Annotated in this window: 13 protein-coding genes; 6 read left to right on the forward strand and 7 right to left on the reverse strand. The window is 50.7% G+C overall.

The window, feature by feature from the left end:
* The first annotated feature begins 25 nt into the window (after window positions 1-25).
* Both ACNA05_RS03170 and ACNA05_RS03175 read left to right on the forward strand, forming a co-directional pair.
* Window positions 26-2,191 (forward strand): TonB-dependent receptor, encoded by a 2,166-nt coding sequence (locus ACNA05_RS03170; protein ID WP_415809922.1) that lies wholly within the window; start codon window positions 26-28, stop codon window positions 2,189-2,191.
* 31 nt (window positions 2,192-2,222) lie between these two features.
* Window positions 2,223-3,326, forward strand: coding sequence for a PepSY-associated TM helix domain-containing protein (locus ACNA05_RS03175; RefSeq protein ID WP_415810113.1), 1,104 nt, complete (start codon window positions 2,223-2,225; stop codon window positions 3,324-3,326).
* Between the two features lie 227 nt (window positions 3,327-3,553).
* On the opposite strand, the gene ACNA05_RS03180 is transcribed toward ACNA05_RS03175, so the two are convergent.
* The 5 genes from ACNA05_RS03180 to ACNA05_RS03200 all read right to left on the reverse strand — a co-directional run bounded on the left by ACNA05_RS03180 (window position 3,554) and on the right by ACNA05_RS03200 (window position 12,788).
* Window positions 3,554-4,435 (reverse strand): S-methyl-5'-thioadenosine phosphorylase, encoded by an 882-nt coding sequence (locus tag ACNA05_RS03180; protein ID WP_415809923.1) that lies wholly within the window; start codon window positions 4,433-4,435, stop codon window positions 3,554-3,556.
* A gap of 105 nt (window positions 4,436-4,540) precedes the next feature.
* Window positions 4,541-6,622 (reverse strand): M13 family metallopeptidase, encoded by a 2,082-nt coding sequence (locus ACNA05_RS03185; protein WP_415809924.1) that lies wholly within the window; start codon window positions 6,620-6,622, stop codon window positions 4,541-4,543.
* Between the two features lie 114 nt (window positions 6,623-6,736).
* Entirely contained in the window at window positions 6,737-9,949 is a 3,213-nt protein-coding gene (locus tag ACNA05_RS03190; protein WP_415809925.1) for an efflux RND transporter permease subunit, read from the reverse strand.
* Window positions 9,946-11,322 (reverse strand): efflux RND transporter periplasmic adaptor subunit, encoded by a 1,377-nt coding sequence (locus ACNA05_RS03195; RefSeq protein ID WP_415809926.1) that lies wholly within the window; start codon window positions 11,320-11,322, stop codon window positions 9,946-9,948. The genes ACNA05_RS03190 and ACNA05_RS03195 overlap by 4 nt, the downstream gene beginning before the upstream one ends.
* Window positions 11,323-11,330: 8 nt before the next feature.
* A complete protein-coding gene (locus ACNA05_RS03200; RefSeq protein WP_415809927.1) occupies window positions 11,331-12,788 on the reverse strand; it encodes an efflux transporter outer membrane subunit in 1,458 nt (485 codons plus the stop codon).
* A 262-nt stretch (window positions 12,789-13,050) separates the two neighbouring features.
* Here ACNA05_RS03200 and ACNA05_RS03205 point away from each other — a divergent pair, with 262 nt between their 5' ends.
* The 3 genes from ACNA05_RS03205 to phoB all read left to right on the forward strand — a co-directional run bounded on the left by ACNA05_RS03205 (window position 13,051) and on the right by phoB (window position 15,918).
* Window positions 13,051-14,397, forward strand: a complete 1,347-nt coding sequence (locus ACNA05_RS03205) for an ATP-binding protein (RefSeq protein WP_415809928.1) — start codon at window positions 13,051-13,053, stop codon at window positions 14,395-14,397.
* Between the two features lie 105 nt (window positions 14,398-14,502).
* Window positions 14,503-15,207, forward strand: a complete 705-nt coding sequence (phoU, locus tag ACNA05_RS03210) for a phosphate signaling complex protein PhoU (protein WP_415809929.1) — start codon at window positions 14,503-14,505, stop codon at window positions 15,205-15,207.
* 18 nt (window positions 15,208-15,225) lie between these two features.
* Window positions 15,226-15,918, forward strand: a complete 693-nt coding sequence (gene phoB, locus ACNA05_RS03215) for a phosphate regulon transcriptional regulator PhoB (protein WP_415809930.1) — start codon at window positions 15,226-15,228, stop codon at window positions 15,916-15,918.
* Between the two features lie 3 nt (window positions 15,919-15,921).
* On the opposite strand, the gene ACNA05_RS03220 is transcribed toward phoB, so the two are convergent.
* Window positions 15,922-17,325, reverse strand: a complete 1,404-nt coding sequence (locus ACNA05_RS03220) for a gliding motility protein GldB-related protein (RefSeq protein WP_415809931.1) — start codon at window positions 17,323-17,325, stop codon at window positions 15,922-15,924.
* Window positions 17,326-17,407: 82 nt separating this feature from the next.
* Window positions 17,408-18,601 carry an amino acid aminotransferase gene (locus ACNA05_RS03225; protein ID WP_415809932.1) on the reverse strand — a complete coding sequence of 398 codons (1,194 nt, stop codon included), beginning with the start codon at window positions 18,599-18,601 and terminating at the stop codon, window positions 17,408-17,410.
* Between the two features lie 190 nt (window positions 18,602-18,791).
* On the opposite strand from ACNA05_RS03225, the gene ACNA05_RS03230 reads away from it, so the two are divergent.
* Window positions 18,792-20,261, forward strand: a complete 1,470-nt coding sequence (locus ACNA05_RS03230; RefSeq protein ID WP_462937953.1) for an alanine/glycine:cation symporter family protein — start codon at window positions 18,792-18,794, stop codon at window positions 20,259-20,261.
* Window positions 20,262-20,334 lie beyond the last annotated feature (73 nt).

Genomic DNA, 20,334 nt, shown 5'->3' on the forward strand with positions numbered 1-20,334 from the left:
GTTCAAAATTGGAATAGGAAATAGCATGCCTTTTAAACGTCTCGGAACACTCGCCTCAACCGTTGCTCTCAGCGCCCTCAGCACGGCGGCTTTTGCCCAATCCTCCGACGGGGAGATAGATGAGGTGATAGTCACCGGACAAGCCTCTCAGGTTGAGCTCACAAATGAATACGCTGGCGATCAGGTGGCGCGCGGCGGCAGAGCTGGATTATTAGGAAATTTGGATTTTCTAGACGCCCCGTTTGCAGGAACGGCCTATACCTCTGATTTGGTCATTGCCCAACAATCAGAGAGTATCGGTGATGTTCTGCAAAATGATCCGGTCGTGCGCGTGGCCAAAGGCTTTGGTAATTTTCAAGAAGTTTATATTCTGCGCGGTTTCCCGGTTTTTTCCGATGATATTACCTTAAACGGCGTTTATGGCATATTGCCCCGCCAATTTGTGGCCGCCGAATTACTGGAACGGGTCGAGGTCTTCCGCGGCGCAAACGCTTTTATTAACGGCGCGGCCCCGGGCGGGAGCGGCGCAGGCGGGACCATTAACCTGGTTCCTAAACGCGCGCCAGCAGACGGCATACGGCGCGTTACACTTGGGTTTGAAGGTGATAGCCAATATTCTGGAGCGGTCGATCTAGGCCAGCGTTTTGGCGAGGGGGATAATTGGGGCGTCCGAGCAAACGGCGTTTTCCGCGACGGCGAAGGCGCGATTGAAGGACAGGAAACGAACTTAAAGGTTCTCTCCCTCGGTACGGATTATTCCGGACCGCAATTCCGGTTTTCCGCTGATATTGGATATCAGGATAATCATATCGACGTCCCGCGTCCGCAGGTTAGACCTCTTGGCGAAATCCCGGAGCCGCCGGATGCCAGCGGTAACTACGCGCAGCCTTTTACTTTCTCGGATGAAAAACAACTCTTTGCCGCGGCCCGCGGTGAATATGATCTGACCGATTCTGTTACAGCCTGGATTGGGGGCGGCTTCCGCGAAGGCGAAGAAGACAATGACCTTTCTAATCCCAGAGTTGCCGCTGACGGCACATTGACGTCATCGCGTTTCGTCAACACACGCGAAGATTCCATCCGCTCTATTGATGCGGGCCTTCGAGCAGAATTTGACACCGGGTCCATAGGCCACAGCGTCGTTGCCTCGGGGACTTTTGTTGACCTTGAATCCAAAAACGCATTCGTCTTTGCAGACTTTGGCGGATTTCCCGCGGGGACTCTGAGCAATCCCGTGGCCTTTGCGCCGCCTCCCACAGATGCTTTTATTGGCGGAGATTTAGCCAACCCACTTGTCACCGAGGCCTCTCAGAATACAAGTTTTGCAATTGCGGATACTCTGTCCTTTGCAGAAGGTCGCTTTCTCGCGACATTTGGGTTGCGCCATCAGAACATCGAAACCCAGTCCTTTGACGCGACCTCTGGAGCTTTGTCTTCCGGCTATGATGAAAGCAAGGTCACGCCAGCTGTCGGTCTGGTTTGGAAGGCCACATCGCAGCTCTCTGTTTACGGTAATTATGCTGAAAACCTGCAACCGGGCGCAACAGCACCGAATGTAAGCGGCGGCCTTCCTGTCGAGAATGGCGGGGACGTATTAGAACCCTTTGCGGGCGAACAAATTGAGGCCGGTTTAAAATATGACGGCGGTAATTTCGGCGGCACACTTAGCGTCTTTTCTGTCAATCGCCCGAACGGAATTGTCGAAAATCAAATCTTTTCCGCCGATGGAGAGCAAAGAAATAAGGGCATTGAGCTTTCCGTCTTTGGCGAACCTGTCACAGGACTTCGAGTCCTTGGCGGCGCGACAATCCTGGATAATCAACTTGAGAAAACACAAGACGGAGTCAATGAGGGCAACACCTCGGTTGGGACGCCCGAATTTCAGGGCAACATAAATGTGGAATATGACATTGCCGCCCTTCCCGGACTGACCGTGGATGGTCGTGTGGTTCACACTGGCAAACAGTTCACCAACGCCGCCAATTCGATAAACGTGGATGCTTGGACGCGATTGGATTTGGGCGTGCGTTACTCATTGGACGTGAATGAAACACCTGTCACCCTGCGGGCGCGACTTGAGAATGTTACGGATAATGATTACTGGGCCTCGGTCGGCGGTTTCCCAGGGTCCAATTATCTCATCCTTGGAAATCCGAGAACTTTGTCCCTGTCGGCCTCTGTCGATTTTTAATTGAGGCCAGCATATCAAAAATAGGAATGGTATAAAAACGTCCACAGTGAGGGCATGGAGCTGGATTCACAAGTGGACCAGCTTGATCTGTACGCTCTTCCTGCTCATGCTCTGCCTGACAGGGCTTCCGTTGATATTTCATTCGGAAATTGACAGCGCGCTCAATCCGCCGGACTGGCAACCTGCCAATCCCGGCGGTGAACTTCTCAGTCTGGACGACATTCTGGAAAAGGCCGTGAGCGAAACAAGCGGCGCCCGGCCCGTCTTCATGAGTTTTGATACAGATCGTCCGGTCGTCAATGTCACGACCGAAGCAGACCCGGCCACTTCCGGGTCCGAATTTGTATTTAATTCTTTTGATTCAACCAGCGGCGATATTGTTCCGCCTGCCGACAAAGGCGGGGTCGTCATGGATTTTATTTTGCAGCTGCATACAGACATGTTTCTCGGCCTACCGGGCATGTTGTTTTTAGGGTTTATGGGATTATTATTTGTCGTGGCCGTTGTGTCAGGCGTCGTCCTCTACGCGCCGTTCATGCGAAAGCTGGACTTTGGAACGGTTAGAACGAAACAATCGACGCGTCTCAAATGGCTCGATTACCACAATCTTTTGGGTGTGGTCACGGTAGCTTGGGTTTTGGTTGTCGGTATCACCGGTATTATCAATACCCTTGAAGACCCTATTGTCGAAACATGGAAAGCCAATGACCTGAAAGATCTTATTGCCGCCCATCAGACCGGAGAGGTCGTGGCGGCGCAAGCCTCTCTCGATGCAGCTGTGAAACAAGCCGTCGCGACAAGCCCGGATAAAATCCTCCAATTCGTCGCTTTTCCGGGAAGCTCTTATTCGACGAACTCCCATTACGCGATATTTCTCCACGGGAATACGCCCTTAACAGAGCATTTGATTACGCCCGTCCTTGTGGATGCGGTTAGCGGCGATTTTGTTGGATTGCGAGAAATGCCTTGGTATTCCAAAGCGCTTTCCCTTTCCCGCCCCCTTCATTTCGGAGATTACGGCGGGCTTTTCCTGAAAATTCTCTGGGCCATATTGGATGTCCTGACAATCATTATTCTCGTATCGGGACTTTATTTATGGCTTAGTCGGCGCGGGCGGAAAGTGGTTGTACCATGAGTCATCCTCTCTCGCCTAAAATCTACCCGTCTCTCAGAAGACGACCGCGGAAATCGCTCTTTCAGATATTTGTAATCCCTCTCGCCTTGTTCGTTTTCGGATTATTTGGGCTCATTTTGGCTCTATTGGAAACGGGCTGGATAGATATCCTGGCGGGATTGGCCATCAGCACGAGTCTGGTAGCCATAATATGGGGTCGGTTTGTGAAGAGATTAATTCGTTAATCCTTACGCCTTCAAAACCCGTCCGGCGACGGCGTCCAATTTCGCCAATAGCTTTGCCTCGCGATTTTCAGGCGATGTAATAAGCGCCACATCCAGATTGGTTTCTATTCCTTGAGGGCCGTTTTCCCTTTCCGTGCCAGAGAGGGAATTGACCAGAATACGCACCGTCTCGCGGGCCTTATCCGCATTTCTCAATAACACCTCAATGACCGCTGCGACATCAACATTGCCGTGCACGTCGTGCCAACAATCATAATCCGTGACCATGCCAATCGTAGCATAAGGCAGTTCAGCTTCGCGGGCGAGCTTCGCTTCAGGCATATTTGTCATCCCGATAATATCGCAGCCCCATTGGCGATAAAGTTGGCTTTCGGCGCGGGTCGAAAATTGCGGCCCTTCAATCGCCAGATAGGTTCCGCCGCGATGCACTGTGGCGCCGGCCTGCTCAGCGGCATTGGCAGCCAGTTCAGCAAGTCTTTCACACACCGGGTCCGCCAAACTGACATGCGCCACACACCCTGCCCCAAAGAAAGATTTTTCCCGTTTGAAGGTTCGGTCAATAAACTGATCGACGACAACGAAATCTCCCGGCGGGTATTGCTCTTGCAGAGACCCGACAGCCGAGAGTGATAGTATATCCGTACACCCGGCCCGCTTTAACGCGTCTATATTGGCGCGGTAATTCACGTCAGACGGAGACAAAGCATGGGCACGGCCATGGCGCGGTAGAAACCGAAGCTTAATCCCGTCTAGCTCGGCGAATAATATTTGATCGGACGGTTTGCCCCAAGGCGTGTCAATTTCAATCCACTCCCGGTTATCCAGCCCGTCAATATCGTAAAGGCCTGACCCGCCCAGAATGCCTATCACCCAATCTTTGCTCATATTCTTCTCCATCGACCCGCCTTGGCAGAGACAAGGCATTTGCTCAAGCGGCTGTCATAAAAAAACCCGCCAGATGGCGGGTTTGTGATCATTTATTTGGGAATGCTACCAAATTTTGACGCGCTCTTCTGGCGGCAAGTAAAGATCGTTTTCTGGCGTAACATTAAAGGCCTCGTACCAGGCATCGAAATTACGCACGATACCGTTGGCGCGATACTCACCCGGGCTATGCGGGTCAGTTTTCAGCCGGTTGCTGAGCGCTTCATCCCGGAACTTAATCTGCCATATCTGAGCCCAAGCGAGGAAGAATCTTTGATCCCCTGTCAAGCCGTCAATGACAGGCGCTTCTTCGCCATTCAAGGAACGCTTATAAGCATTATAAGCCATTTGGACGCCGGTCAGATCACCGATATTTTCGCCCAAAGTGAGCTTACCGTTTATATTTTCGCCTGGTAGCGGCTCAAAGGCAGCATATTGGGCAACCAGCGCATCTGATCTTTCGGAAAAGGCTTTTCCGTCTTCTTCCGTCCACCAGTCGCGTTGTAATCCGGTGCCGTCGGTTTTGCGGCCTTGATCATCGAAACCGTGACCCATTTCGTGGCCAATCACCGCGCCGATACCGCCGTAGTTAACGGCTGCATCTGCATTTGGATCAAAGAATGGCGCCTGTAAGATAGCTGCCGGAAAAACGATCTCGTTCAAAGACGCATTATAATAGGCATTTACAGTTTGCGGATTCATACCCCATTCGTCACGGTCAATCGGGCCGCCGAGCTTGTCGATGTCTTTTTTCCAATCCCAAGCACTGGCGGATTTTACCGTGCCGATAAGGTCGTTTCGATCAACTTCTAATGTGCCGTAATCCGTCCACTTGTCAGGATATCCGATTTTCGGATTGAATTTGGCGAGTTTATCTTGCGCTTCAACTTTCGTTTCTTCGCCCATCCACTCGAGGTTCGTGATACCTTCTTTAAAAGCGGCCCGAAGGTTTTCGATTAGATCGTCCATTTTTGCTTTGGACTCTTCTGGGAAATGCTTTTCAACATACACCTTGCCGACGATTTCGCCCATGCGTCTGTCGATTTGGTCAACGGCGCGTTTCCAGCGAGCTTGTTGTTCAGGTGTGCCGCTGAGCGTGGTTCCGTAAAAGGCAAAGTTCGCATCATCAATCCGCTTAGGAAGGTAAGCCGATTTTCCGCTTACGTAGCCCGCCGCCATATAGTCTTTCAACACATCTAAGTCAGCTTCGGCGAACGCCTCGGCCATGCCTTTAAAGGCATCCTTTTCACGAATAACAAACTCTGTCTGGCCAGTAAGACTAGCTGCATCCAGCATCGGATCGAATGGGAAGCCTTCTGCGTAAGCTTTCAGCTCTTCCAGGGTCATTTTATTATATGTCAGGCTCCGGTCACGGCGTTTTTCAGGCTTCCACTGCGGTTCAGCCAGTGTTTTCTCAAATTCGAAAACATTTTGAGCGCGCTCTTCTGGGTTTTCCTTGCCAAGCTCGGTCATCAGCGTTGTGAGATAATCAATGTAACCCGCGCGGATTGCGTCGGATTTTTCACCCTCATCAAAATAATAATCGCGGTTAGGCAAGCCTAGGCCGGACTGCGTCATATACACAATGTAAGCAGTTGGGTTTTTCAAATCGACACCAACATAAGGCACCATCGGCGCGCGAATGCCCAGGGAAGGATCGCCCATCAACGTTGCGACGCCATCTTTACTGTCCACTGCCATGATACGGTCAATATCAGCTTGGATTGGCTCTAAGCCAGCGGCTTCAATTGAGTCTGTGTCCATAAAGGCAGCGTAAAAATCACCAATTTTTTGCTCATCAGACCCCGGAGCCGCATCTTTCGCGGCGGCTTCTTCGATGATTTCGCGGACGTCCGCCTGTGATTCATCCCGTAAAACGTTGAAGCTACCATAAGACGATCTGTCGGCCGGAATTTCTGTTTGGTCCAGCCATTTGCCGTTCACATATTGAAAGAAATTATCCCCGGGATCGACGGTTTCATCAACATATTCCATCGCGATACCAAATTCACCCAGCTTAGGCTTGGCAGGTACAGTTTCAGTTACTTCTGTCTGGGTATCTGTTACCTCTGGCTCGTCTGAATTACCGCCACAGGCGACCAGACCAATCACCATCAGGCTTGGAATAATCAATTTCAAAGATTTCATTTTTTTGTCCTCAGTTTCTTATTTTTATGTCTAACCCGATTATCGGATTAAACCATATGCGTTGGTTATTAATTGGGCCTTTTTCCTGCTTTTTCAACTTTTCTCAAAAAATACCTATTCCGCTGGAGCTGGAACGCCGCTGCCTGAAGTCGGCTTAGAAGGCGTACCTTCGACGATTTCCATATCCTCCAACGCCAGAATCATATCCGGATCATAGTTAGCCCCGAGCCCAGGTTGTTTCTCCCCTCGCCACAGCCCGCGGAAGGTCCGGGTGATATCAACGCCAATACCATACATGGCAGGCACTAGCATCAGCGTGAGGAAGAAATCGAACAATACGCCGAAGGCAAGAGCCACAACCATCGGCTTTAGAAATTCCGCCTGGCTGGATGTTTCGAACAGAATAGGCGTAATCCCGACAAAGGTCGTCACAGAGGTCAGCAAGATAGGCCGGAAACGGGCCACGCAGGCATCAAGCATAGCTTGGTAAGCGCCTACGCCTTTCGCCCTCAACCTATTGACATAATCAATCAGGACGAGGTTATCGTTCACAGCCACCCCGCCAGCGGCGAAAAGCCCGAAGAGAGAGAACATTCCGAAAGGAACTCCGGTAATAATATTCCCAAAAATCATGCCGACCAGCGCAAAGGGTAGAGCCACCATGATCAATAAGGGCTGTGCATAGGAGCGGAAAGCAATCGCCAGCAAAATATACATCGAAAATAGAATGACAATTCCGGACACTTTGAGTTCGGTCATAAGGTTCGCCTGAACCTCATCATCACCCACGTTAATGCGCGTGACGCGAGGGTTGCGAAGTTCCCATTGCGGGAAGAAGTTCTCATTCATATCGGCTTTAATCTCAGCGACTTCCGTCTGTTCCCCGCGAACCCGTCCGCCTGTATAGGTCACCTGCTTTCGGTCACGGCGCTGAATGCGTCCAATGCCGTCGGCGAAGGTCACATCAGCGACAGAGAAAAGCGGGACTTCGACGCCGTCCGCCGCACGAATGCGTAAGGACTGAAGGCTGTCTATGCTCTCCCGCGCGGCCTCAGGATATCGCACCATCACACGAACGTCTTCGCCGTTACGCGGAAGGCGTTGAACTTCCCGTCCAAAAAAGGCTTCTCGGACCTGGCGGGTAACATCCTGCAGCGTGATACCTAGCGTTTCGGCGCCCGGTTTCAGAGTAAACTGGATTTCACGCGCTGAACTTTCTAACCCGTCCCAGGCTCTTGGAACCTGAGCGTAGCTTTCAATTTGCTCTTTGATTTCTTTAATTGCGACTTCCAACGCATCAGCATCCGCAGAGGCGACGCCGTAATAGAGACCACCACCGCCTCCATTGCCGCCTTCGGTGGTGCCGTAATTCACACGATAAGCATCCGGAATAGGACCAACATATTGTTCAAGCTTATCGGCAATCATTTTCGTCGAAACGCCAGGTCTTTCCGAATTCAACCCGAGGAAACCTTCTACGCGATTGCCCTCGGCAATCGTGGCCGGGCGCGTAATCAGATCCCAGTCAATCTCAAAATCACCCTGAGTGTTCTCATTCAATTGAGCAATTCCGTTATCGAGCTGGTCACGTACCTGATTGAGGCGTTTGAATGTCGTGCCTTCCGGGAAACGCGCCGAGAATTGAATCATATCGGCTTCGACTTCCGGCAAGAACGCTGCCGGCGCCACACCTGACATCAACAAGGCCATGGCCATGCCGAATAATCCGACAAAGGCGGAGACAGTCACATATCGCCAATGGATGAGCGTCGCGACCAGAGGTCGAAAAACTTTTACCGCAAATGTATTGAGGCTGTCCGCCACACGCGTCTGGAATCTAAGCAAGCGATTTTGACTCGGCTCGACATGGCGCAAGTGACGCAAGTGAGCCGGGAGCACGAAAAAGGCTTCAATTAGGGAGAAAGCCAGCACAGCAATCACAACCAGACTAATTTGGGCCGTGATGGCGCGAATAGGCCCGGTAAACAACATGAAGGGGACAAACATCAAGATAGTTGTAATAACCGCAAAGAATACCGGCTTGATGACCATATTGGCGCCGGCAATTGCGCCGCGTTGACCTGAAATTCCATTTTCCACGTGAAAATGAACCGATTCCCCGACCACGATGGCGTCGTCCACCACGATCCCGATCACTAAGAGGAACGCGAACAAGCTGATCATATTCAAGGTAATGCCAAGAAACGGCGCAATAGCGATTGCGCCCGCAAAGGCGGCAGCAATACCGACGGTGACCCAAAGCGCGACGGCTGGTCGTAGGAATAACATCAGCACAATCAAAACTAGGATCATCCCTGAAATCGCATTGCTGCCAATCAGACTCATCCGGCTGTCAAACATTGTGGAGCCGTCGAAGTGAATCTCGAAATGCAAATTTGGCGGGAGTTTGTCGACAATATCTTTTTCAAACTGACGAATAGCATCGCCAGATTCCGATATGTCCATAGTATCCGGAGATGAAACTCGATAAATTGCTGTAGGCTGCCCTTTAAATCGGGCGTCAAATTTTTGGTCTTCGAACCCGTCAATAACGTTGGCGATGTCGCGGACGCGTACCGTGCCGCCCTGATTGGTCTGGCGGACAATAATATTCTCAAATTCTGTCTGGGTATTCGCCAGGCTGCGGGCACGCAGCTGTAAATTGCCTCCGGTGGTCTCCACGGTTCCGGCAGAGAGATTTACGGATGAACCCGAGATGGCTTGAGCAACTTGAGAGAAAGTCAGATTGTAGCGTAAAAGAGCGTCTTCTGAGACTTCAATTGTAACCTGCTCAGGAATTTTCGAGACTTGCTCGGTTAATTGCAAGCCCGGCAATTTGGTCAGCTGTTGACGAAGATCAGTCGCTTCGCGTTGAAGGGTCAGTCGATCCACGTCCCCGTAAAGGACAAGATACATGATATCTGCGCGAGCGTCCCATCTAAAAATCTGGGGTCTGAAAGAGTCTGGGGGAAGGTTCTGCACAGCGTCGACCCGACCTTTGACCTGATCGAGCATTTTTTCATAATCAATGTTGAGCTTGGTGCGCACATTGATGCTGCCGCTGCCTTCACTCGCCGTACTTTCCATATAATCGATACCGTCCAGGCCATCGATGGCTTCTTCCAGACGGGTGACAAGTTGCTGCTCAACGTCGCGCGGGCTGGCACCGGGCCAGGAGACGCTGACGGTCATTCCATTGACAGTGGTTTGAGGAATAAATTCGCGCTCTAACGAGAAATAGCCGTAAGCACCGGCGGCAAACATGACGACCATCATGAGGTTTGCCGCAACAGGGTTGCGAACAAACCAAGCGACTAAGTTTCTCATTCTGATCCTCCAGAGCTCTCAGATGTCGAAGCAGTTTTATCAGAATTGCCGCCAGCCGTCTTATCACTCTCTTGTGTCTCAGACTCATCACCTGAATTTTCGTCAGAATCTCCGCTCTGCTTCATCCAGTCCGGACGGGGTGGATCCACGATAACGGTCTGAGGGTTATTGATATCAAGGACCTTCAAAGGGGTTGCAATTCGCGAGCGCTCGAGCGGAGAAACAACAACCAAATCGCCTGGTTCGACTCCGGATGTAATGACAGCCCGCGTCGCGTCACTATCGGCGACTGTCGCTTTTCGCACTTCGGCATTCCCTTTTTCGTCCACAACATACACTTCGTTCTGCGGACGCAAGCCATCCCGAGACAGCACAATCACATTCTCAAGTTTTTTACCCTCGATCATTGCGTCTACAAATAGACCCGGCGCGAGAGGAACGCCATTTTGTGAAGCCCCTTTCCCGTAAGGATCGAAAACCTCAACGATTGCGAAAAGAGCACGAGACTGAGTATCATAAGTCGAATCCGTTCTCATGATATAGCCCGTCCACTCCTGTCGTTGCCCTGCAATGTTCGTGCTGAGCATAACTTTCGGCGCGGCTTCCCGGCTTGCCGCATTGAAAGCGATCGGGAGATCGACCTTAGCTAAATCGGCATCAGTCAGTGGCAACCGGACCTGAACAATATTGGTCGAGAATATACGGCCAAGAGGAGAGCCCGCAGATACAAATTGGCCAACATCCGACGATTTAGTTCTAACCCGTCCGTCAAAAGGCGCCCGAACATTTGTCCGGCTTAATTGCAAATTCGCTGACTCAAGATCCGCCTTCGCCGCGAGTAAAGAGGCCTCTGCCTCTTGTCGCTGAGGCAGTCTCATGGCGAGAGCACTTGGTTCCCCGCGCCCTAACTCCTCGAAGTCGCTTTTGGCAATTTCGCCTTCAGCAATTTCACGCGCGAGCACCTGTTCAGCTTGGGCAATTGTAGCTTGCGCCCGAATTTTAGATATTTTGAAATTGCTATCATCAATCCGAATGAGCGTTTCACCCTTTTTGAAAAAGCCGCCTTCGATAAAATTCGGAGAAACATATACAATTTTGCCACCGACTTCTGGCACCAAATCGATTTCTGTCAAAGGCTGAACCTCGCCCTGGGTCTGGACTCTAAGGGTAACGTCCTCCTCAAAAGCCCGCGCGCCCATAACAGCCAAACTATTAAAGGTGCGTTCTTTTTCTTCAGGTTTAGAAGTTACCTTTATCCATATAAAAGTCGCAACCCCAAGCGCAACCAGGACTAAAATGGAAAAAACGAACGCCCGAAATTTGGGATATTTTTCGTTTTGCTCGGGCGCGCCGACAGTCTGTGGCTGTGTCATTTTTTGTCCTAGTTTTCGTTTTCGGCTAGTTGGACGAAATTGGCTTCCGAGCCATATAGTCCACCGCCCATCGCAACATGCATACGAACGCGATTGTTTAACCGTTCGGTTCGTGCGTTAATTAATTGTCCTTCAGCCGACAAACGACGTGATTGAGCGTCCAATAACTGCAAAATCGTTGCCAAACCCTCAATATATCGAGATTCAAGTCTGTCCTCGGCTTTCTGCGCTTCTTCAACAGATATGCGCAAGGCCGCCTCACGTTCGCCCAATCGTTGTTCTGCATCTATCGCGTTTTCAACTTCGCTGTAAGCTTGCAATACAGTTTCTACATAAGTTTCAACTTGAGAACGGAGCTGCGCTTCTTGCCCGTCAATCTGCCCCCTTATACGGCCACCTTGAAAAATTGGCGCCGTGAGCTGAGCCGTCAGTCGAAACGCAATTTCCGCGAAATCAAAAGTATCTGCCAGGTTCAGCGCTTGTTCGGACGCCCCTCCTGAAAGGCTCAAACTCGGATATAGATTTTTCCTCGCCGCATCGACATTGAGTCCGGCTTCAGTAATTCTGCGTTCGGCAGCCAAGATATCCGGCCGGCGATTTAGAAGATATTCCGGATTTGACAAACCTTGAAGTGCGGGAAGCTCTGGCAAGTCTTCAGGAACAAGAAGATCCGCATCCGGGTAGTCGCGCAAGAGAATTTTCAAGTTCCGAATTTGAGCGTCTCGGTTTTGGAGCCGCGTTGCTTGTAACGCTTGTGCGTTTGCAACGGCGGACCGGGCCAAACGCACATCTGAAGAACCTGTGATTCCGCTTTCAAAACGTCTCAATGTGAGGCGCTGAGCGCGTTCCTGTGTTTCAATATCCCGCTCGGATAAATCTACGAGCAAGTTGCTCTGAATAATATTAAACCAAAGCTGAGACACTTGCCCCGCTACAGACACTCGTACGCCGGCCAGATCTGCCGAACTCGCCGCCGCCGCCGCTTCTGCTGAGCTGACTTGGTCTCTGATCCGGCCAAATAAATCAGCTTCCCAGCTGGCGTTCAGCCCGAAATCGTAGCTGGTTTGACCTGCCAGAAATCCTGTTCCGCCTTCACTTCGAGACACCGAAGAGCTTAGACCCAAAGTAGGGTACAGCTCAGATCGACTTGTTCTTATGCGGGATAATACGACATCCAATTGAGCTCTACTCCGCCCAACCGTTGGGTTTTCCGCCAAGGCTTCGTTGACGAGTTCAACCAATCTTTGATTTTGAAAGCTGGCGACCCAATCCGCATTGGGCAAAGCGTCCGGCGCGGGTTCAATCCAATCCGGCTCGACCGGAACTGTGGATTTTGCCTCTACAATGGTCGGGTCAGGCCCCAACCCGCTCAGCGTTTGACAGGCCGGCAGGGTCAAAACAGCCGCGCCCATCATTAACCCACGCGACCACGCGCTGACTTTCATATGTTTCTTAAATGACGGCATAGTAACTCCTTACCCTGTCATTGGCGAATATCATGCCGAAAGTCAACGAAATATTATCGAAAAACAATAATTCTCTGAATTTCCCCCAAAGTGAGCGCCCTTTAGCAACCTGCCGTTATTCGCGCAATCTACAAAGCTTTGAACTAAGACTACAAATTCGTCATAATTGACGTGAAGTGCAGAGCCTGATTAAAGGCCACAACCCTTGGATTTTTAAATTTGAAAAGGGAAATATCAGGATCGCTTCAGGGGCCCTTATCGGATGACGTCATACCCAGAATACGGCCTTCTCGCCTGTATCGGAATCATCGCGCTCCTCGTGTTGGGCGTCGTGATCAACGCCCCGATTTTGACGACCCTTTTACTTGTCGCGGCCTTTACACTCCTCTCCTTTGGTTTGAATCAGCTTAGCAAAATGAGGCGAGAGCGGGCGGATAAGCTCTATGGAGGAGGGAGACGCACCCAGCGTCATATTGATAGTTGGGTCACTGTGATTGACGCCCTACCTGTCGCTTGCGCTCTCATTGATAGCGACAAACGCGTTGTCCATGCCAATACCTTGGCGCAAGAGCTCGCCACCATGGATAAATTTGGATTGCCTTTAACCAGTTACCTTCGCAGCCCCGCAATTTCCCAAGCTCTCACTAAGGCTCAAGCCGGCTATAAAACAAACGCGGTCGAGATACACAAACTTACCCCCACAGAACGATATTTACGGGTAAAATTGACGAAGGCGAGCCTAATCCGTCCTAGCAATGGCCAAAGCTATCTCATGGCCGTTTTTCACGACATCACCGAAGATCGTCTCAGCCAAATGCAAAAAGCGGACTTTCTCGCCAATGCGTCACACGAGCTAAAAACCCCAATCGCCTCTCTGATGGGGTATATTGAAACGCTCCGCCATCACGCCAAAGACGATCCGTCGGCGCAAGAGAAATTTCTTGGCATAATGCAATCCCAAGCCGAGCGCATGGTCCGGCTGATAGACGACCTTCTGTCTTTGCGGAAGATTGAGCAAACCGAACATATCGCTCCGGAAGAAACAGCTAATTTGAACCAGTCTATCACCGCTGCAATGGAGGCCGTAAAACCGCTCGCCGACAAGCGCGGCGTAACTCTCTCTTTTAACAGCCCCGGTCCGGCGATTACCCGGGCCAATTCGGATGAATCCGTTCAGTTGTTTCTAAACCTGATTGACAATGCGGTTAAATTCACCCCGTCAGGAAAGTCCGTAAAAATTAAATTACGGTTCGTCCCTGACTGGTCGTCCGCCCTGGCTTTTCGCGACAGTAAACTTGCCGCAACCTCCCCTAGTCGCCGTATTGCCGAAATGACAAAACCAATGGGAACTCAAGGGGCCTGGCAAGTTCAAGTGAGAGATCGTGGTCCGGGCTTTGCAAGAGAACATTTGCCGCGGATTGGCGAACGGTTTTACCGGATCGCAGGGGACCTTTCCTCAAAGGAGAAAGGCACGGGTCTTGGGCTGGCGATCGTTAAACATATCGTTATTCGACACCGCGCGGGACTTTATATTCGCAGTGCCCATGGCAAAGGGACAGAATTTACGGTCGTCTTTCCCAACAGCAAGCCAGAAGAAGAAAACGCGTAAGACTTCTAGGAAGAAAGGGCGAAGACCCTTTGTCACAGACATGTCGCCACGGTGTCATAAATCTGCTATAAAAGCGACATAGAGCAAGCTCCAAGAGGAGATAACATGGCAGCTATGGCCGATCATATTGTTAGCGGATACGACGCAGACCTTAATGCCCTTAATGCGCAAATCTCTGAGATGGGTAGTATTACAGAGACCATGTTGTCCGATGTTATACGCTCTCTTAAAAAACGCGACAATGAGTTGGCGGAAGCCGTTATTGAACAGGACAGTGAAGTTAATCGTCTCCAAAGAGAGGTCGATGAAAACTCTATGCGGATCATGGCCCTGCGCCACCCTATGGCCTCTGACCTCCGCCGTGTCATCGGAGCCGTCCGAGTCGCCAATGATCTGGAACGCGTTGGCGATCTATCTGAAGGCGTTGCCAAGCGCACCCTCTCTCTGAATGAGGTTGACCGCATCAGCCACGCCAAAGGTGTGGCGCGTATGGGTAAAATGGTTAAATCCCAGCTTTCTCAAGCGCTGGACGCCCTGCTACGCGAAGACGCCGATTTGGCTGTCCAGGTCTGGCTGGCGGACGACGATGTTGATGAGATGTACAACTCTATTTTTCGGGAATTGCTGACATATATGATGGGCGATCCGAGAACAATTTCCGCCTGCGCCTCGCTTTTATTTGTTGCAAAAAATCTCGAGCGCATCGGCGACCATGCTAATAATATCTGCGAAGCTATTTATTTCACGGTGAATGGCACACAATTGATTGCGGACCCCCGTGTCATCAAAGCTAGAAAGGGGGGAAAGTAATTTCCCCAGCCCATCTCTATGAAACCTTTTGTCCTGATTGTCGAAGACGAAGACGCCCTGTCAACGCTTCTAGAGTATAACTTTTCCAAAGAAGGATATGACACGGCGATTGCCGAGGATGGAGAAGAGGCTCTCTTAATTGCCGAAGAACGCGCTCCGGATCTGATATTACTGGACTGGATGCTCCCTAAACTCTCTGGCGTTGAAGTCTGCCGCCGCCTGCGCCGTCGCAAAGAAACCGTCAGCACGCCTATTATCATGCTCACCGCGCGCGGAGATGAAACTGATAAAGTGACAGGTCTGGATTACGGGGCGGATGATTATCTGGTGAAGCCTTTTTCCATGCCCGAGCTTTTTGCGCGGACACGGTCTCTCTTGCGGCGCGCCCAGCCATCTCTCCTGCAGGACATCATCACGCAAGGCGATATCGAAGTAGATATGCAAGCATTTCGAGTAAAACGCGGCGAAAACACCGTGCATTTGGGCCCGACGGAATTTCGCCTTCTAGAACATTTCATCAAAAACCCAGGGCGCGTTTTTTCGCGAGAACAACTTCTCGACGCCGTCTGGGGCCGAGACGTCTATGTCGAAGCCCGCACCGTCGATGTCCATATTGGCCGGTTGAGAAAAGCCCTCGGCGCGCCAAAGAAACCAGACCCAATCCGAACCGTCAGGTCTGCCGGATACGCGTTCGAGCCTAAACTGGCTTAAAAATTAGTGGAACTTTTCCGCATACCCGCTAGCGACTAAAATATCATGCGGGTTTTTAACGTATAAGAGGTCTCTGACCGCCTGCTCTTTGTCCTCTGCCTGTTTATAGTAAGCTTCGGCAATTCTAGCCCCTAGAAAATATCCGACATCTGCATGCCAATCCGCTGAGATATTGGAACTGTTATTTCCGATCCAGTTGCTTAAGTCGTTTCCATCCATTTCCTCTACAAACCGGGCCCAAATGCGGGTCTCATGTTGCAAGCCCCACTCATAATAAGGTGGATTAGATTGTTCAGGAAGAGCGAGCTTTGCAAGAAAATCCGCCGAACCCTCCTGAAGAACTGACAATAAAAGAGAAGGTTCGCCAGAATAAGATTGCATTGCATGAACCTGCTCATGCACGACGACCCAAGGCAAGCTTTCCAAGCTAAAGGACTGAAGCACTTTTTGGAACCCCTTGGAAATGCCGTCTAGCGGAACACCTTCTGTCCATGACCAAACATCAAGTCCGATCAACATTCCCTCCTCACCCGCCGTGCCCCCGGAATTTAATCGACCAATAACGAACGTGACAGGGGGAAAATAGGCCTCCGGATAGATCGCCTTAAATCGGCGAAATCCAGCTCTGATATCAACGCCATAGCCTTCCGCTGTTAAGGTTCTATCTCGAATACCGTCATAAAACCCAGGGATTTCATCTATTCTTTTAACGAGCTCTTCGGCTGTTCCCGTTTTTATCCAATGATAATCAATCAGTCCCGGAGACCCTTCGGCGAGATAAAAATGGCGGAAAATGGCAGCTTTTTTTTCATCACTCTCTTCATTCAATGCTAAGTCATAAGCCTTCCAAAACCTTTTAACATCGGAGAAAACAAGTGGGGTTTTTTCCGGGTCTTGATAGCGTTTCTCAAAAATATTGCGATTATTTTCTAGTTTGGAAATAATGGATTGAAAGGCCTCTTCGTCACGTAAGGCGGAATACTTCGCAGAAAATTCCACGTAATCCGACCATCTTGCTCCTTTCTCCGCAGCCTCTTGCAAGGCGTTAAGGGCCAACGCTTTCTCACTTGCTTTCACATAGTGCTCCGCCGCACTCAACAAGAGCGTACGGCTTGAGCTCGATGGAAAACTCTCCCCAAGGTTGGCTGCTTTTTCATAAAGCTGGGCGGCCTGAAAATAGTTCTCTTCTTCAACATATAATCCCGCTTGCTCTCTAAGAATACGGACTGAGGCATAGTCCCCTAGCCATTGGGCGGCGGACATAGGGTGAGCTTCATTGACAACATTGCTCTCAGTTTGAGCTTCAGCTATCTCATCAGGTAAGACTACGTGCTTTTCCAGAGCATTATAGTTGACACTTTCTTGTTCGGCCGGAGAGCATGACACCACGAAGAGGCACAACGTCATGCAACCCAAAATTCGTGCCAACATTCTCACCCGTAAACCTAAAATTCGTGCCAACATTTTCATCTGTTGCTAGGCTAACTTCTTACAAAACATCCAGAATGGCTTTGGCCAATTGCGGGATGTTATTTTTATTGGCTCCGGCGATATTTATCCGTCCGGAATTTGTCATGTAGATAGAATATTTCTCCCGCAAGGCTTCCGCCTGCTCCGGCGAGACAGGCAAAGTCGAGAACATGCCATTCTGGTTTTTCACCGCGGCCGCAATCGTTTCGGCGCCCTGCACAGACAGCGCTTCTGAGAGCTGACGGCGCAAATCAATCATGCGGGTGCGCATTTCATCCAACTCCTCAACCCACAATTTACGAAGAGACTTGTCGCCTAGAATGCGCGCCACGAGCGCCGCTCCGTGATCAGGCGGCATAGAGATGATCTTACGCTGTATAGACCCAAGCTGGCTCTGCGCGATTTTGGCAGTATCTTCGTCTTTTGCGACAACTACAATCAGGCCGACGCGTTCGCGGTAAAGACCAAAATTCTTAGAGCAACTTGCGGCGACCAAGGCCTCCGGGCAAATTTCCAATATCTTGCGAAGGCCGTAAACGTCGTCTTCCATACCGCGTCCCAGACCGAAATAGGCGAGGTCGACGTAAGGAATTAAGGACTCATTTTTCAAGAAATCAGCGAGAATATCCCACTGAGCATGTGTCAGGTCAGCACCTGTGGGGTTATGGCAGCAGCCATGCAAGAGCACGACATCGCCCGGTTTGGCTTTGGCGCGTAAGTGATCCAGCATGTCATGAAAATCGACGCCCAAAGTCTCGCGGTTATAATAGGGGTAATAATCAATCTTAAGTCCCGCAGAGCTGATAAGCGGAATATGATTGGCCCAAGTCGGCGTGCTGGCCCAGACCGTCGTGTCCGGCGCGGCTGATTTAATCACCTCTGCGCCAATCCGCAAAGCTCCGGAGCCACCTGCTGATTGAGATGTGGCAATTCGGTTTTCAGTAATAACCGGATTTGTCTCGCCAAACATCATTTCGACCATAGCTTGACGAAAATCGGGACGACCCACAGTGGAGACATAAGTTTTAGTGGTCTCTTCTTTCCACCAAAGTTTCTCGGCCTCTTTGACGGCTTTCATGACGCGTGTTTCTCCGGCGTCATCCTTATAAACGCCAACGCCCAAATCAATTTTATCAGGGTTTTTATCCGCTTTGCAGGCTTCCATCAGAGCAATAATGGCATCCGGCGGGCGAGGTACGAGATATTCAAACATAATGTGTTTCCGGCTAGCTAAGAATTAAGGCGTCATGATTTAAAATAGGGCTATATCAGGGCACAAGGATTTTTAAAGCGCTCAAAGCGCAGTTTACTCCCAGAAATCACGCTTTTTCATTTGGCATGAGTCAATTCCCTCGCCTATGGTCGCAAAAATTTTGAAGGACCCCTCAAGAGGGCTGGGAGATATAATGTCATTTGAAGAAATTCTTAACTTCGTCAATTCGCAGGTCTGGGGTTGGCCCATGTTGGGGCTATTGCTTTTAACGGGTTTGTATCTGACCTTTGGTCTGCGCCTTCTTTCGGTCGTGCGCATTCCTTATGCTTTCAAACAGCTCTTCAAAAAACGAACCGGGAATGAAGATGAGGGAGATGTCTCGCCTTTTGCGGCGCTAATGACGGCCCTCTCCTCCACTATCGGGACGGGTAATATTGCGGGCGTCGCCGCGGCCATTGCGATTGGCGGCCCCGGCGCCGTTTTCTGGATGTGGATGACCGCCATTGTCGGCACAGCCACAAAATTCTCCGAAGGCGTATTGGCCGTTCGATTTCGTGAAATCGACAAAAACGGTAATCGTCAGGGCGGACCCATGTATTATATCAAAAACGGTTTGGGCCCGAAATGGAAATGGCTCGCCTATACTTTTGCCTTTTTCGGATTCTTTGCGGCGCTCGGAACGGGCGCCTCTATTCAGTCCAATTCTGTGGCCGATGCTCTGAGAAGTACTTATGGTCTCAGCCCGTGGATTACGGCGGTCTTTATCGCCGGCGGCGCTGCGGCGGTGATTATTGGCGGAATTAAACGGATCGGCGTGGTGGCCTCTTCCGTTGTGCCGATCATGGCGGGACTTTACCTCTTGGCAGGAATTACCGTCATAATTATGCATGCCAACGCAATTCCAGAGGCGTTCGGAAGAATCTTTGCAGGCGCGTTTGGTCTGCAAACAGCCGGAACAGGTATCTCTGTCGGTCTATTAGTGCTTGCAATGCAAAAAGGTGTCGCCCGCGGCATTTTCTCGAACGAAGCCGGACAAGGCTCCGCGCCGATTGCTCACGCCGCGGCGCGGAACAATGACCCCGTAAACCAGGGCATCATCGCCATGTTGGGCACAATTATCGATACACTTATTGTTTGTACGATTACCGCTTTGGTAATCCTGACCTCCGGCGTCATCCCAACGGAATGTATCGCCAGCCCTGAAAACCTACAGACCCTCATGACCGGTTTACAGCCTCCGGGATGTGATACAGGCGCGCCTCTAACGGCCTCGGCTTTTGACGCCAGCTTGTTTGGATGGGGCGGTCATATTGTGGCCATCGGCCTGACGGTCTTTGCGTTCACCACCATTCTTGGTTGGAGTTATTATGGCGAGCGTTGCTCTGCCTTCTTGTTCACCGAGAAGTCCATTCCGATTTATCGTATTCTGTGGATATTGGTTGTCTTCTCATCAGCCGCCGCAATTGCGCTGCAAGATCAAGTCGGAAACATCGTCAACCTCTTCTGGCTGATGGCCGATACTTTGACGGGGCTCATGGCCGCGCCAAACCTCATCGGTATCATCCTGCTGTCACCCATCGTCTTTAAATTGGCGAAAGAATATTTCGACAAGGACAAAACCGCGAGAGACGGTCTGATCGATCAGGAAGACCTGCCTTAATCTTTAGTAAAATTTAAAAATTGGAACCCCGGCACTGTGCCGGGGTTTTTTATTTGTCGTGCAGAGCAAATCA

Origin of the sequence: Litorimonas haliclonae (assembly GCF_965138505.1) — a bacterium.
GTDB lineage: Bacteria > Pseudomonadota > Alphaproteobacteria > Caulobacterales > Maricaulaceae > Litorimonas > Litorimonas haliclonae.

Bases quoted from the DNA above. Each gene is read 5' to 3' on its own strand.
- ACNA05_RS03170 (WP_415809922.1), top strand. From the start codon at position 26: ATGCCTTTTAAACGTCTCGGAACACTCGCCTCAACCGTTGCTCTCAGC.
- ACNA05_RS03180 (WP_415809923.1), bottom strand. From the start codon at position 4,435: ATGAGCAAAGATTGGGTGATAGGCATTCTGGGCGGGTCAGGCCTTTAC.
- ACNA05_RS03185 (WP_415809924.1), bottom strand. From the start codon at position 6,622: ATGAAATCTTTGAAATTGATTATTCCAAGCCTGATGGTGATTGGTCTG.
- ACNA05_RS03190 (WP_415809925.1), bottom strand. From the start codon at position 9,949: ATGAGAAACTTAGTCGCTTGGTTTGTTCGCAACCCTGTTGCGGCAAAC.
- ACNA05_RS03195 (WP_415809926.1), bottom strand. From the start codon at position 11,322: ATGACACAGCCACAGACTGTCGGCGCGCCCGAGCAAAACGAAAAATAT.
- ACNA05_RS03200 (WP_415809927.1), bottom strand. From the start codon at position 12,788: ATGCCGTCATTTAAGAAACATATGAAAGTCAGCGCGTGGTCGCGTGGG.
- ACNA05_RS03205 (WP_415809928.1), top strand. From the start codon at position 13,051: ATGACGTCATACCCAGAATACGGCCTTCTCGCCTGTATCGGAATCATC.
- phoU (WP_415809929.1), top strand. From the start codon at position 14,503: ATGGCAGCTATGGCCGATCATATTGTTAGCGGATACGACGCAGACCTT.
- phoB (WP_415809930.1), top strand. From the start codon at position 15,226: ATGAAACCTTTTGTCCTGATTGTCGAAGACGAAGACGCCCTGTCAACG.
- ACNA05_RS03220 (WP_415809931.1), bottom strand. From the start codon at position 17,325: ATGACGTTGTGCCTCTTCGTGGTGTCATGCTCTCCGGCCGAACAAGAA.
- ACNA05_RS03225 (WP_415809932.1), bottom strand. From the start codon at position 18,601: ATGTTTGAATATCTCGTACCTCGCCCGCCGGATGCCATTATTGCTCTG.